Annotated in this window: 10 protein-coding genes and 1 pseudogene; 3 read left to right on the top strand and 8 right to left on the bottom strand. The window is 68.8% G+C overall.

From position 1 onward, the window contains the following. Positions 1-325 precede the first annotated feature (325 nt). From ACZ66S_RS38390 to ACZ66S_RS38360, 7 genes and pseudogenes are all read right to left on the bottom strand, one after another. Positions 326-1,333 carry a sugar phosphate isomerase/epimerase family protein gene (locus ACZ66S_RS38390; protein WP_469906213.1) on the bottom strand — a complete coding sequence of 336 codons (1,008 nt, stop codon included), beginning with the start codon at positions 1,331-1,333 and terminating at the stop codon, positions 326-328. A gap of 90 nt (positions 1,334-1,423) precedes the next feature. Then, entirely contained in the window at positions 1,424-2,656 is a 1,233-nt protein-coding gene (locus tag ACZ66S_RS38385; RefSeq protein WP_469906212.1) for a Gfo/Idh/MocA family protein, read from the bottom strand. 219 nt (positions 2,657-2,875) lie between these two features. After that, positions 2,876-3,925, bottom strand: coding sequence for a substrate-binding domain-containing protein (locus ACZ66S_RS38380; protein WP_469906211.1), 1,050 nt, complete (start codon positions 3,923-3,925; stop codon positions 2,876-2,878). Positions 3,926-4,226: 301 nt separating this feature from the next. Then, positions 4,227-5,261 (bottom strand): ABC transporter permease, encoded by a 1,035-nt coding sequence (locus ACZ66S_RS38375; protein ID WP_469906210.1) that lies wholly within the window; start codon positions 5,259-5,261, stop codon positions 4,227-4,229. Beyond that, a complete protein-coding gene (locus ACZ66S_RS38370) occupies positions 5,258-6,781 on the bottom strand; it encodes a sugar ABC transporter ATP-binding protein (protein ID WP_469906209.1) in 1,524 nt (507 codons plus the stop codon). The genes ACZ66S_RS38375 and ACZ66S_RS38370 overlap by 4 nt, the downstream gene beginning before the upstream one ends. 487 nt (positions 6,782-7,268) lie before the next feature. Next, positions 7,269-8,450 (bottom strand): ROK family transcriptional regulator, encoded by a 1,182-nt coding sequence (locus ACZ66S_RS38365; RefSeq protein WP_469906240.1) that lies wholly within the window; start codon positions 8,448-8,450, stop codon positions 7,269-7,271. A gap of 630 nt (positions 8,451-9,080) precedes the next feature. Continuing rightward, positions 9,081-10,257: pseudogene (locus ACZ66S_RS38360) on the bottom strand (IS701 family transposase). 149 nt (positions 10,258-10,406) lie between these two features. Here ACZ66S_RS38360 and ACZ66S_RS38355 point away from each other — a divergent pair. Then, complete coding sequence (locus ACZ66S_RS38355) at positions 10,407-10,877, top strand: hypothetical protein (protein ID WP_469906239.1); 471 nt, start codon at positions 10,407-10,409, stop codon at positions 10,875-10,877. Between the two features lie 151 nt (positions 10,878-11,028). Here the strand turns inward: ACZ66S_RS38355 and ACZ66S_RS38350 are convergent, their stop codons facing one another. Beyond that, entirely contained in the window at positions 11,029-12,771 is a 1,743-nt protein-coding gene (locus ACZ66S_RS38350; protein ID WP_469906208.1) for an endo-1,4-beta-xylanase, read from the bottom strand. Positions 12,772-13,181: 410 nt separating this feature from the next. Here ACZ66S_RS38350 and ACZ66S_RS38345 point away from each other — a divergent pair, with 410 nt between their 5' ends. Next, entirely contained in the window at positions 13,182-13,523 is a 342-nt protein-coding gene (locus ACZ66S_RS38345) for an SCO0607 family lipoprotein (protein ID WP_469906207.1), read from the top strand. A 687-nt stretch (positions 13,524-14,210) separates the two neighbouring features. After that, a complete protein-coding gene (locus ACZ66S_RS38340; RefSeq protein WP_469906206.1) occupies positions 14,211-14,516 on the top strand; it encodes a hypothetical protein in 306 nt (101 codons plus the stop codon). Positions 14,517-14,845: the final 329 nt, after the last annotated feature.

Below are 14,845 nucleotides of genomic sequence, written 5' to 3'. Positions count from 1 at the left end.
TCGTTCTTCTCGGTGGGACGGTGGACCTTCTCGTAGGGACGGTCGAACGAGAGGTGTGCCGTACGGCCTGAACGCGTCGTCAGTTTCGAGCCACTGTGTGGTTCCTGTGCACGAAGGGACCGTAGCCCCGTTCGTCCTTGGCCGGAACCCCTTGCGCAGCGAAACGGCGAACTTCTTCCAGATCCAGGACAAAGACGTGAGCGGGTAGGCCCGGGCAGGCCGCACCAGCCCGGCGGCCCGACCGTGACGGTTTGTCAGAGCGCCACCGGGTTCGCACCTTCCGCTACGGAACGCCTCCGGGTCGGTGAAAGACGACCTGGGCCGCCTAGTTGTCGTTGCCTCCGAACGCGGCGTCGAAAGAGGCCGTCGGGGGTTCGAAGTCGTACTTCTTGAGACTCTTCAGTGCCTCGGGGGCGCCCTGGAGGCGGTCCATGCCGGCGTCCTCCCACTCGACCGAGATCGGGCCCCGGTAGTCGATGGAGCGCAGCATGCGAAAGACGTCCTCCCAGGGGACGTCGCCGTGGCCCGCGGAGACGAAGTCCCAGCCGCGGCGCGGGTCGCCCCAGGGCAGGTGGGAGCCGAGGCGGCCGTTGCGGCCGTCGAGGCGCTTGCGGGCCTCCTTGCAGTCCACGTGGTAGATCCGCTCGCGGAAGTCGTAGAGGAAGCCGACCGGGTCGAGGTCCTGCCACACGAAGTGCGAGGGGTCGAAGTTCAGGCCGAACGCCGCCCGGTGGTCCACCGCTGCCAGGGCCCGCTGGGTGGTCCAGTAGTCGTAGGCGATCTCGCTGGGGTGGACCTCGTGCGCGAACCGCACACCCTCCGCGTCGAAGACGTCCAGGATCGGGTTCCAGCGCTCGGCGAAGTCCTCGTAGCCACGGTCGATCATCGCCTCGGGGGCGGGCGGGAACATGGCGACCAGGTGCCAGATCGCCGAGCCGGTGAAGCCGATGACGGTGTCGACCCCGAAGGCGGCCGCGGCCCGCGCGGTGTCCTTCATACGGTTCGCGGCCCGTTGGCGGACGCCTTCCGGGTCGCCGTCGGCCCACACCTGGGCGGGCAGGATGGCCTGGTGGCGTTCGTCGATGATGGCGTCGCAGACGGCCTGGCCGACCAGGTGGTTGGAGACCGCCCAGCACTTGAGGCCGTACTTGTCGAGCAGGGCGTGCCGGGACTCCAGGTACGACGGGTCCGCGAGTGCCTTGTCGACCTCGAAGTGATCTCCCCAACAGGCGAGTTCCAGTCCGTCATAGCCGAAGTCGCGGGCCAGACGGCAGACCTCTTCGAGGGGCAGATCGGCCCACTGGCCGGTGAACAGGGTGAACGGGCGTGGCATGGTGCCTCCGAGCGGGTTCCTTACCGGTTTCTTGCCCAGGTCGTTTCCGGGTTCTTTGCCGGGGTCGTTTCCGGGTTCTTCGCCGGGTCTCTAGCGGACTTCGGCAGCGACGGCCTGGACGGGGGTGCAGACCTGTACAGGCGTGTAGACGGAGTTCTTCCGCGCGCTCTCCTCCACCGCGGCGAGTACTCGCTGGACCTGAAGCGCGTCGGTGAACGACGGCCTCGGCTCGGCGCCCGACGCGATGGCCTCGACCAGGTCGCGGGCCTGGTGGGCGAAGGTGTGCTCGTAGCCGAGCACATGGCCGGGCGGCCACCATCCCTCCAGGTAGGGGTGGTCGGCCTCCGTGACGACTATCCGACGGAACCCCGCTGTGACGGCGGGCTCCCGGTGGTCATGGAAGGACAGCTCGTTGAGCCGCTCCAAGTCGAAGGCGAGCGAACCGAACTCCCCGTTCATCTCCAGCCGCAGGGCGTTCTTGCGCCCCGTCGCCATCCGGGTCGCCTCGAATGTGGCGAGCGCTCCCGAGGCGAGCCGGCCCGTGAAGACGGCCGCGTCGTCGACGGTCACCGGTCCGCGCTGGATGCTGCCGGACGCCGTGAGGCCCGAGGATGCCCCGTCCAGGCGCGGGCGTTCGGTCACGAAGGTCTCCAACTGCGCGGAGACGCCGACCAGGAGCTCGCCCGCCAGATACTGGGCGAGGTCGACGATGTGCGCGCCGAGGTCGCCAAGGGCCCCCGATCCCGCGTGCTCCCGCTGGAGCCGCCAGGTCAGCGGGAACTCGGGGTCGACCAGCCAGTCCTGGAGGTAGCTGACCCGTACGTGACGGAGCCTGCCGAGCCTGCCGTCCGCGATGAGGCGGCGGGCGAAGGTGAGGGCGGGCACACGGCGGTAGTTGAAGCCCACCATGGCCAACTGCCCACGCGAGCGGGCCGCTTCGGCGGCCGCCGCCATGGCCTCCGCCTCGGCGACCGAATTGGCCAGCGGCTTCTCGCAGAGCACGTGCTTGCCCGCCTCCAGCGCCGCGATCGCGATCTCCGCATGGCTGTCGCCCGGTGTGCAGATGTCGACGAGCTGTACGTCGTCGCGGGCTATGAGGGCACGCCAGTCGGTCTCCGCGGCGGCCCAGCCGTGCTTGTCGGCAGCGGCCCGCACACCGCGGGCGTCACGGCCGGCGATCGCGGCCAGGACCGGCCGCAGGGGCAGGTCGAACGCGTGCCCTACGGTGCGCCAGCCCTGGGAGTGCGCGGCGCCCATGAACGCGTAGCCGACCATCCCCACGCCCAGTTCCGGGGGTGCGGTCCGACTGTCCCTCTGGTCCATACGGCTTCCTCCTGGTCGGAGTGTCACTGACTCGTCGTGGTGTGGGCGGGGCCGAGGTCCGGGGCGCTCCGGAACTCGTTGTGGTGCGGGTGGGATCCGCGGTCCGGTGTACTCCGGTGCCGGTGGGCACGGGTGCGGTGTGCTCCGGTCCGGCGCGTTCCGGTGTGGACTGCCCCCGGTCCGGTGCGCTCCGATGTGGCCCGACCCGGCCCGGCCCGGCTAGATGAAGCCGGTCGGCAGGTACTGGTCGACGTTGTCCTTGGTGACCACGGCCGAGTAGAGGGTCAGCGAGGACGGGATCTCGAACTCGGCGAGACCGCCGATTCCCTTGCCCTGGCCGAGGGCGCGGGCGAGGTCGATCGCGGAGGCGGCCATGGTCGGCGGGTACAGGACGGTCGCCTTCAGCACACTGTTGCCGGCCTTGATGGCGTCCATCGCGGACTTGGCGCCGGCGCCGCCGACCATCAGGAAGTCGTCGCGGCCCGCCTGGTCGATGGCACGCAGCGCACCCACGCCCTGGTCGTCGTCGTGGTTCCACAGCGCGTCGAAGCTCGACTGGGCCTGGAGCAACTGGGCCATCTTGGCCTGCCCGGACTCGACCGTGAAGTCGGCCGCTTGGCGGGCCACCTTGCGGATGTTGGGGTAGTTCTTCAGGGCGTCGTCGAAGCCCTTGGTGCGCTGCTGGGTCAGTTCGAGGTTGTCCAGGCCGGCCAGTTCGACGACCTTGGCGTTCTTCTTGCCCTTGAGCTGCTCGCCGATGTAGTGCCCGGCGTTCAGGCCCATGCCGTAGTTGTCGCCGCCTATCCAGCAGCGGTACGCCTGCGGGGAGGCGAACACGCGGTCCAGGTTGACGACGGGAATGCCCGCCCGCATGGCCTGGAGGCCGACCTGGGTGAGGGCCTTGCCGTCGGCCGGCAGGATCACCAGGACGTCGACCTTCTTGTTGATCAGCGTCTGGACCTGGCCGATCTGCTGCGCGGTGTCGTTGGAGCCCTCGGTGATCTCCAGGGTGACGTCCGCGTACTTCTTCGCCCGCGACTTGGCGTTGGAGTTGATGGCGTTGAGCCACCCGTGGTCGGCCTGCGGCCCCGCGAAGCCGACGGTGACCTGCTTGCCCGGCTTGTCGTCCGCGACCGGGGCGGCGTTGTCGGCGGCCTGTGCCTGGTCCTTGGGCTCGTTGCTGGTGCAGGCCGTCAGCAGCGCGCCAGCGGAGACGGCGGCGGTGCCGAACAGGAGCGCTCTGCGGCTGGTGGCGGGGGTTTTGGACATGGTGGTTCGACCCTTCGAGTGGGCGGGTGTGCGTGGGGTGGATCCGGGCGGGCGGTGTGTGCTTGCAGGGAAGCCGGGCGGGGGTGCGTCCGAGAATCCGGCGGGGACGTGTACGTCCGAGGGAGTCCGGCGGGTGGTGTGTGCGTGTGTCCGAGGTCGGCGGGTGGTGTGTGCGTGCGTCGAGACCGGCGGGCGGTCTGTGCGTGCGTCCGAGACCGGTGGCCGGTACGGCTCCGCAGGAGCAGGCGGGGGGTCGGACGGCGGTGTCAGGGGCCGCCGTCCGGGGTGTGCCGGACGGGTGTCAGGTGTCCCCGTGCAGCGAGCGTCGCTGGACCAGGACGGCGGTGACGATGATGGCGCCCTTCGCGATCTGCTGGACAGCGGTCTCGAGGTTGTTGAGGGCGAAGATGTTGGTGATCGTGGTGAAGACCAGAACGCCGAGGACGGAGCCGATGATGGTGCCGCGGCCCCCGCTGAGCAGCGTGCCGCCGATGATCGCCGCGGCGATGGCGTCCAGCTCGTAGAGGTTGCCGTTGGTGTTCTGCCCCGAGCCGGCGAGCACGATCAGCATGAACGCGGCGATACCGCAGCACAGCCCGGACAGCAGATACAGGTACAGACGTTGGCGGCGTACGTCGATACCGGCGAGGCGGGCCGCTTCCGCGTTGCCGCCGACCGCGACGGTACGTCGGCCGAACGTGGTGCGGTTGAGCACCAGCCAGCCGATGACGGTGACCGCGGCGAAGATCAGGACGAGGGGCGGGATGCCGAGGACGTAGGAGTCCCTGGCACCCAGATCGAGTACCGATGCGACGCTGACGATCTGCGTGCTGCCGTCCGTGATCTGGAGCGCGAGGCCCCGGGCGGAGGCGAGCATGGCCAGCGTCGCGATGAACGGCACCATCCTGCCGTAGGCGATCAGCAGTCCGTTCACGAGACCGCAGCCGACACCGACGATCAGCGCGGTGAACAGGATGCCCGCGAAGCCGAACTCCTGGGTGGCCACGGTCGTCGCCCACACCGAGGCGAGCGCCACGATCGCGCCCACCGACAGGTCGATGCCGCCGGAGGTGATGACGAACGTCATGCCGACGGTGACGACGCCGATCACGGACGCCTGGGTGAGGACGAGTTGGAGGTTGCTCGTGGCGAGGAACTGGTCCGGTGCGGTGATCCCGCCGACCGCCACAAGGGCGGCGAGGACTCCGAGCAGGGACAGGGTGCGCACATCCCACCCCCACCGCGGACCCGATCGGCGTGAACTCTCCTGCTCCCCGGGGGACTTGTCGGCGGACGTCGGCGCGTCCTCGTGCGCCGCGGTGGTCGGCTGCGTCATGACGTCGGGCTCCCTTCCATCACAAGATCAAGTACACGGTGCTCGTCGAGCTCCCGGGCGTCCGCCGTGTGGACGACGCTGCCCTCACGCAGCACCAGCACCCGGTCGGCGAGCCCCAGGACCTCGGGCACCTCACTGGACACGAGAAGTACGGCCAGGCCCTCGTCGGCGAGCCGACGGATCACCGCGTAGAGCTCCGCCCGGGCGCCGATGTCGACGCCCCTGGTCGGCTCGTCCAGCAGCAGCACCTTGCAGCCGCGCAGCAACCAGCGGGCGAGGACGGCTTTCTGCTGGTTGCCGCCGGACAGGGTCCTGATCGCGGCATCGGGATTGTCCGGCCGCAACGACAGCTCCCGCACCGCCTGGTGCGTCGCGGCCCGCTCGGTACGACGATCGAGCCAGCCCCCGCGGGCGAACCGGGACAGCGTGGAGATCGAGACGTTGCTGCTGACGGACTCCAGCATCAGCAGGCCCTGCGCCTTGCGTTCTTCGGGCGCGAGACCGATGCCGGCGCTGACGGCGGCGCGCACGCTGCCGGGGCGCAGGGGGGTGCCGTCGACGAGCACGCGGCCCTCGTCGGGCTTGCGCGCCCCGTAGATCGTCTCCAGGATCTCGCTGCGCCCGGACCCGACGAGCCCGGCCAGCCCGACGATCTCCCCGGGCCGCAGCTCCAGATCGACCGGGGCGAACTCCCCACGCCTGCGCAGCCCTTCGACCTTCAGCACGGGTTCACGCGCCGCGGCGAACCCGGCTTCGGGCCGCTCGGGGAAGACGTACTCCACGCTCCGCCCCGTCATCAGGGCCACGACCTCGCGGGTCGGTGTGCTCTTGGCGGGCAGACCGCCCGCGACCGAACGCCCCTCCTTCAGGACCGTGACCCGGTCGCCGATGCGCCGGATCTCCTCCAGCCGGTGGGAGATGTAGATGACGGCGACGCCGTCGGCCGTCAGATCGCCCACGATCCTGAACAGGTTGTCCACCTCTTCGGGGTCGAGCGCCGCCGACGGCTCGTCCATCACGATCAACCGCACCTCGTGGGACAACGCGCGAGCCATCAAGACGATCTGCTGCTGCGCCGCCGAGAGGTCACCGACGAGGCGCGCCGGATCGATCTCCGAGTGTCCGAGCCGTTTCAGCAGCTCCGCGGTCGCCGCACGGGCGGCGGAGCCCCGCACCACGAACCCGGCCGAGGTGGGCTCGTGTCCGAGGAAGACGTTCTCCGCCACGGACAGCCCTTCGATCAGGTCGAGTTCCTGATAGATGGTGGCGATGCCCAGACGCATGGCGGCGATCGGAGACCCCAGGGTCACGGGCTCGTCCCGCCAGGTGATGTCACCGCTGTCCGGCTGGTGAGCCCCGGCCAGCACTTTGATCAGGGTGGACTTTCCGGCCCCGTTCTGGCCGAGCAGACAGTGGACCTCGCCGGCCTGGACCTCGAGATCCACGCCGTCCAGGGCGCGAACGCCCGGGAACGACTTGGTGATGCCGGACATGGTGAGCAGGGGTGCTTGTGGTGCCATGAGGAATCCCCTCGGCGGATACGGGCCGTGAGTGGGCGGGACCGGGTCTGACGTGTCGGTGTTAGGGGCGGGGTGTGGGGCCCTGACTCCGCGTCGGGTGGGTGTCGTCGTACAGGCTGAGAGGGGCGGGCAGGGCAGGCTTGCTCGTCCGGCAACCCTGCGCAGAGGGACGGCCGATGGCCATGCCGGCGAGTAACGGCCGCTGACGCTTCATGTGCGGTTACGGCGGTGATGTGGCTGGTGCGGAGGCGCTACGAGTGCGACGGTGGTTCTGTTGAGGTGTCCCGGGCATCGCGGGGTTGCCGCAGTGCGCCGGGGTGCCGGACCGCGTGCCGAGTTGTGCTGCTGTGTGGAGGTGGCGCCAGGTCACAGGCGCCAGGGGTTGCGCCCGCGCACGTGTCGATCCCTGCCGACGCGATCGGCCGGCGGTCAGGCTGGTTGTCGGATCGGATGTCAGGCCAGATGTCAGGCCGGTGTTCGGCCGGTGTCAGGCCGGCGAGAAGAGGTGGTCGCTGATGAGTCGGGCCGCACCGATGGCTCCGGCGACCGGCCCCAACTCCCCCAAGACGATAGGAAGGTTGCCCGTGGCCAGCGGCAACGACTGCCGGTACACCTGAGTCCGGACACTGGCCAGCAAGGTGTGCCCGAGCCCGGTCACACCACCACCGATCACCACCAGCCCAGGGTTGAAGAAACTGACGAGCCCCGCGATGACCTGACCGAGCCGTTTCCCGCCCTCGCGGATGAGCTCGAGGGCCACGGCGTCACCGGCCGTCGCGGCGGCCGACACGTCCTCGGCGGTCAGACGTCCGGCTGCCTCCAACCGGGCGGCGAAATGCGCCGAGCGCCCCTCACGAGCAGCCTGCTCCGCGTCAGCGGCCAGCGCGGCACCGCTGAAGTGGGCTTCGAGGCAGCCCAGGTTGCCGCACACGCAAGCGCGGCCTTCCGGTTCCACCTGGATGTGCCCGATGTCGCCGGCACTGCCCGTCACCCCGCGGTGGACCTCGCCACCCGCGACGATGCCGCAGCCGATACCGGTGCCGATCTTGACGCAGAGGAAGTCGCCCACGGAGCGCGCGACGCCCGCATGCTGCTCCCCCATCGCCATCAGGTTCACGTCGTTGTCGACCATGACCGGACAGCCGAGCTCCTGACTGAGCGCCTCCCGCACGGGGAAACCGTCCCAGCCCGGCATGATCGGCGGCGCCACCGGGACACCCTCGGGAAAGCGGACCGGTCCCGGGACACCGACTCCGGCGCCGTCGAATCCCTCGGCCAGCCCGGAGGCCCTCAACTTCGCTGCCATGGACAGGACTTGCTCGAACACCGCGACCGGTCCCTCACGGACGTCCATGGGCTGGTTCACATGCCCCAGGACCTCCAACTCGGCGTTGGTCACGGCGACATCGATCGAAGTGGCTCCGATGTCCACACCGAGGAAACGCAGGCTCGGCGCGAGCCGGATGTTGTGCGAGCGGCGGCCGCCCCGGGACGGTGCGAGCCCGTCCGCGACAACCAGCCCCGTCTCCAGCAGCCGGTCGACCTCGACCGCCAGCTTCGAACGGGACAGGTCCACCAGATCCCCCAGTTGGGCGCGGGAGTTGGACCCGTTGTCACGCAGCAGACGAAGCAGGCGCGCCTGATGGGTGTTCTCAGGTCGAGCGGTCATCCGTCTCACGATCCCTCCCCTCGCCCACGGCTGGGCCCAGGACACCCGCCTCTGCCTACTGCGTCGTCGGGCTGTCGGAGAGGAACGTAACAACGATTTTCCAGAGGGGGAAGTACTTACGCACGGGTAGGGGGCTTCTTTTTCCACACTCAGGACAAAGTCGCGGCGATGATCGAGGACATCCCTCGGAGAACTCACTGAGGCATAGGCGCTGACCTGCGGCGTCGGTGCACTCGTCACCGTCCGGGAGCCCCCGGTCAGGCCATCGTCGAACTCGACGATCATCTCCGGCTCGGTTACGTCCCGTCCTCGCCATGTGTGCGGCACCCCGCAGGTGGCGTCGGTGATGATGAGCGCGCACACATGCAACCGCTGACGGCAGGGCCTCGAATGCGCGGGTCGGCAACACTGTGCACGGCGCGGCGTAGAACCTGACCGGGACCGCGGGCAAGAGCACTGCGGATCCGCCAACCTGCTTGCTGCAGGGGCGGCTTGGCCGACCGTGCGCCACCGTTGGCCCCGGCGCGCGGTGGCGGTCGCTAGTACTCCATCTGTAGATCGTGATCTTCATGCCTGGGATGCGGCTTGTCGCAGGTAATGGCTGGTCTGTGATTCTGCCTGGTGGCGGCCTCACCAGTCGGACCAGCCGAGCCGGTGTGCGGGGTCGTTGCGTGGCCGGGCGGCAAGTGCGAGGAACAGGCGCTGGATCTCGTTGCAGGTCAGCGGGATAAGGTCGTGGGGTCCTGGCCGATGTGCGGGTTCGTCTGCGCGAACGACGATGAGGAAGGCGTGGGCGAGCATCGCGAGGTTGCCCCAGCGGATCCAGGACGGGTAGAGCGGCGGACCTGGTGCTCGTCGAGCCCGGACAGCCCCTTATCTGCCTGGAAGCTCTCCTCCACCCGCGACCTGAAGCCAGCCGTCCCGCCAGGGTGCTGAGCGGCACCGGTCGCCCGGAACGGCGGCGGCAGTAGGCGAGTTCGGGCCGGTGGTGCGGTTGCGCCGGATCAGCATCTGACGGTGCCCCGACACCGCCGCGGCAAGGTCGATGACGGCCCAGTCGTAGAAGCGGTGGCCCTTCGCACCGCGCCCGGCCGACAGCTTCTGCCAGGCTCGCTTGAGCAGCTTGGCTGCCAGCGTATCGGCGCGGAACATGCCCGCCTTGGTGGCACTTCGGCCGCGCAGGCCACCGCGAGCACGTAGCCCAGGCCGCGTTCCTCCAAGGCGGATCGCAGTTTCGGGCTGCCGCCGTAGACCTCGTCGCCGGTCACCCAACCGACCGGGTGCCCGGCATCCAAGAGACCGTTCGACCATTACGCGGGCCAGCTCCGGCTTGGTGGCAAAGACGGTGTCCTCGCTGAGCCTGGCCGCCCGGCAAGGTTGGGATCGGACGTCCACGAACGCGGGACGTACAACTCCCGGTCCACCTCCGCGTGTCCGCGTTCACCCGCATAGACGAGATAGACGGCGACCTGCGAGTTCTCGATCCGGCCCGCGGCACCGGTGTTCTGGCACTGGACGCCGACGGTGTGGGTGCCTTTCTCCACGTCGCCCGTCTCGTCCACGATCAGCACCGCAGCCTCGTCATGGAGGTGCTCGACGACGTACTCACGGACATCTTCCCGCACCGCATCGGCGTCCCATGAGGCCCGGCACAGCAGATGCTGCATGCCGTACGGGGCCTTCTCCCCGGCCCACTCCGCGATCAGGCAGCAGTTCTTGCGCGGCAGGCCCGACAGCAGTCCCAGCACAACCGTCCTGCTCGCGGCCGGGGTTCAACCCTGGCGAACCGGCCCGCAATCCGGCCCATGGCCACCTCGAACGCCGCCCGCCAACGGCCGGGATCTATGCTGTGGCCCACGGCCATCGTCTCTTCGTAAGTCCACACAGGACGATGATCAACGGTGATCGTGAGTCTGCGCACTCCTGAGGCCAGTCGCCCGACCAAGAAGGCAAATGATGATCGCCACCGTCCTTGCCGTCGTCGGGACGCTCCTCGGATCCGTTGTCACCGGTACCTTCCAACACCTGGCGGCTGGCCGCGCCGAGCGTGCGGCCGCCGCCGAGCAGTTGCGCCGCGACCGGCTCGAAGCGGTGACAACCCTCGCCTCCGCCGGCTCCGACCACCGTCGAGCCTTGTGGATGCGTGGGGAAGCTCGGCTGCGCGGCGCCAGCGACGTTGAGCTGGAAGAACTGCGAGCCAGGTCTCACGTCACACGCTCCGCCATCACCCGCCCCCTGGTTGCGCTGCGGCTCCTCGTGCCCGATCTGGCTGTCCACACCACCGCACAGGCGATGGTCGTCGCCACATACGACATGGTCGACGCCGCCACAAGTCTTGAGGAGCTGACCGCAGCGCAGGACACCGCACGAGCCGCACACGACCGCTTCATTGACGCTGCCGCTGCATACTTCAGCGCCAACACCTGACAGCGCCCACGCCCCGCCGTATGGAATGACCTGCTCCACGCCGACGGACATGAAGATCACGATCCGCATCTGGCGTACTAGGTGAACCTACGGAACGCTCTTCGACTCTCGCTACCATCGACACCCGACCGAGAGATCGCACCTTGTTCTCTCACGCCTCGTCAAAGGCCTCGAGCAAGCGCTCGTACGCCGGCTTCGGCCGCAAGTCCGCGTCCCACGGCAGGGAATCGGCCGTGCGCGGAGGATAGATCTTGGTGTCGGCGGTGGAACCGTACCGGTCGGTGAATCCCCAGGTGGAGAACGACGTACAGTTCGGCTCCTCCAGGCAGACCCGCAGCTTGCCCGCCATCTCATCGGCCTGGGTCTGCCGCCCGTCCTCCTCGTCTGCACCTATGGGGACGTCCATCTCCGACACCCGCGCCTGAACCTCGAGCTCCGCCAGATCCCGCACATGGCTGCGAAAGGTCTCCGGGTCAACGCGGTCGCCGGGTGCGTACTCATGGTTCTGGAAACCCACGCCGTCGATCGGTACGCCGCGTTCTTTGAGCCGCTTGACCAGATCGTAAAGGGCGTCCCAGCGCTCTCCTTCCTCCTCGACCCCGTACTCGTTGAGGAACAGCCGTGCCTTCGGGTCGGCCCGGTGGGCGGCCCTGAACGCCTCGTCGATGTACTCCTCGCCCATGGCCTCGAACCACGGGCTCTGCTCGGAGCGCAGACCGAGGTCCCCGTTGGTGTAGCTCTTCTCGTCGTCGGACATGGGCTCGTTGACCACGTCCCATTCCGCGACCTTTCCCTTGAAGTGCCCGGCGACCCTGGCGATGTGCTGGAGCATGGTCCGGCGCACCTCCTCGGGGTCGTCGTTCTCCCGCATCCAGTGGGGCAGAGCCTCGTGCCAGACGAGCGTGTGCGCGTGCACCTTCATGTCGTTCGCGCGGGCGAAGCGTACGAGTAGGTCCGCGTCACGGAAGTCGTAGACGCCCCGGCGTGGGTGGAGGAACTGCGGCTTGAACGCGTTCTCCGGAGTGAGCATGGAGAACTGGCTTCCCGCGAGCGCCCGGTAGCGTGAGTCGGTGAGCAGCGGGTTCTCAGCGAGGGCGGCGCCGACGTCGAACGGCCGCCCCACGTCTGCGGCCCGCGCACGCAGCGAGTCGTCGGACTGCTCCTGGTGTAGCTGGGGCGCCTTGATCACGCGGAGCGAATCACCGCTCTCTGCCCGCGCGGTCAGCCGCGTCAGACGCCATCCCTCGCGGCGCTCGTTTTCGCCCGCGTCCGCTTCCAGCCCGAACCAGACAGTGCCCTCGGCGAACACCCCCGGGTCCTGCACGGTTCCCAGCCGCCGCCCGTCGGCTTTCACGCGGAAGGTGTCACCGATGCTCGACACGGCGAGCGTCACCGTCCCGGAGCAGCCGCAGTCGAAAGCCTTGGAGGTGGCCGGCTCATCACCCTCGCCGTCCCATATCTGTACCTTCACGTGTCCGTCAGCGGTCACGCCGACGCGGAGTGAGGGCCGCTCCTGCCGCCACTCGTCATATATGACCGGTACACGTCCGTACAGCCGCAGCCATGAGTCGCCGTCGTCGTCACCCACACCGGACATGCGCGTGGTGACGGTGAAGTCGCCATCAGACCTGAGATGCGGGCCGGCCAGGTTCAGCGGGGGGTTGGGCTGGCCGCCGGAGGAGTCCTGCTCCACGATGCGCCGATCCAATGCGCTGACCCGCAGGATGCCGTTCCGCGAGGTGGTACCCGGCATCTGCGACCAGTCGTGGTTCCGCAGCAGGTCTTCGTCGTTTCCGCCGCCCGCGCCTTCGCCCTGCCCCGTACACCCGGCCGCCACCGCCATGACGAGCACCACGGCGGTCAGTCGCTGCCACGTCCCCCCACCGAGGCCCACGGTCCCTCCCATTCTCTTGTTCGGGACGAGATCAACATCTCGAAACCGGGCCACAGTTCATCACACGTGAGGTACGACGGCCTTGTGTGGCACGTCCCAGCTCGTGTGGCGGAGCGGGCCCGGATCGTTGCGGCCTGCGCGGAAGGCGCATCGAACTCAGCTCCGGAAGCACGAAGCCACAGGCGCGCCCTTGGTGACCTCAGAGGCCGTCTGAAGACGGCAGTCTTCCGCACCCGATTCGCGCTGGAAAAACGAGACGGGCTCCGACTCAACTGTTGTCGGCCGACGAGTACCGACCCCACCTCAAAAAACTGAGCATGTGCGCAGGCTGTATCTGAGTACGCGCACTCAGGAGGCGACAACCGCCCGGCGACGAGAGTGAAGGCACACCGAACGACGAGAGGAACACCATGACCACGCCTCGCAGCGGAAGTCTCGCCAACCCCAGCGTGCGGTCCCAAGGGGCCCGCGTCGCCGCGGTGTTGGCAAGCGCGGCCGCGATTCTGTCGCTTACAGGCTGCGCGGGCTGGGAGTACCAGGAGAGCATCTGCAGCAGCGGTGAGTACCCCGTGCTCACCGTCGGCGGGACCGGCTCCGCATGCGTCTCGGACGAAGAGGAGCCCACCGCCGGGTACGCGAGATACCCCGAGGGCAAGGTGCCGCAGGAAGTCGGTGACAAGTGGGACGTGTACTGGGAGACCCACACGCTCGACAAGGACGGCAAAATCATCAATGTGCCGCATGCCGGTTGATGGCCGCTAATGCTTGACCGGGAAGGATCGCGACTAACGGAACCGGCTCGGCCCCGTGCGGACGGCCGGCAGATCACGGCAGGTTGGTCCTCCTGGCGGACATCTGACTCGACCGCGGATACCGGCGCTGCGGACTGCGCGCGACTGACTCCCAACGGCGACGACGTGTGCCACCTACAGAGAGCGGTCGATCCAATCTCCACGTCGATGGTCAGGCTGCCGTCGTGAGCGGCCCACGCCCTAGCGGGTCCGACCAAGGGATGCCGTGAGCCGCTCCCATCGTCGCCGGACGATCCCGGTTCGACCATCTCTCGATAGGCGGCGGCTTCGGCCCTGTCGGGCAGCGCCTTGTTGGCCAGTTCCTGCGCTTTGGTCTTGGCGGAGCCGGCTACGACCTTGTTCTTGGCAGCGAAGAAGGCCTCCAGTCCTCGCCGGGTGACCTGCGCCGGGTCGCCCTTGTCCTGTTGGCCGATCTTGCCCCGCGTCATGCCGTCACCCGAAAGTGCGTAACAGATACACGTACCGGTGGGCGGCTGGTCACGCCCGGCCGACTGCAGTCGTGCTGATCGAAGAAGACGATGAGCCGCCGATGACGCCGTCAGCGTGACATCGCCCGGCAACCGCAACCGCACACGGCGCTCCAAGGCTCTCCCCCTGCACATCCACCCGCTGCTGAAGGAGACCGACGTGAGCATCGCCCTTGACCACCACACGCCGCAGACCTTCGTCGCCCCCTACGCCGCCGACCCGACGGAGAGCGCCTGGCCTCCCGCCGCCAGCCAGGACACGGACTGCCTGCTGCCGCCCAACCCCGCCGAACGCCTCAACATCCACATCACCCCCCGCGACCAGCGCCGCCTGGCCCTGCACGCCGCACTGACCGCCGCCGGCATCCCGCCCCGGCCCGAGGACCGAGACGCCATCGACCAGCTCAGCACCCTGCCCCCCAGCACCCACACCGCCGTGCAGCGCTGGCTGCTCCACACCACATGAAGCGGGCAGACACCCCGGGGCCTTACGCATTGCAACACGTGCCGCACGATGTATGAAGCCGGCAACCTTTCTGCCTTCGCACCGCGCCTGCTCGTAGGTGTCGGCCTGGGTATCCGGCCGTCCTCCGAAACGGGCACCGTCCGAACGGCAGCCGCAGGTGGCCGCGTCCCGGGTGGCTGTGGCGGAAGTCGTCTGCGGCGGCCCGCACCTCCCGCGCGCCCTCCCGCTCCTCCAGGTACTCGGCATCTTGGCGAGTCAGCGCAGTAGGGGGCCGTGAACGGATCGCGCTCGGGTGTCAGCCATGTCTGACGCGGTCTCCCAGCGGTGCG

It is taken from the genome of Streptomyces sp. NPDC107471, assembly GCF_055582845.1.
This window is presented reverse-complemented; position numbering and strand designations above follow the sequence as displayed.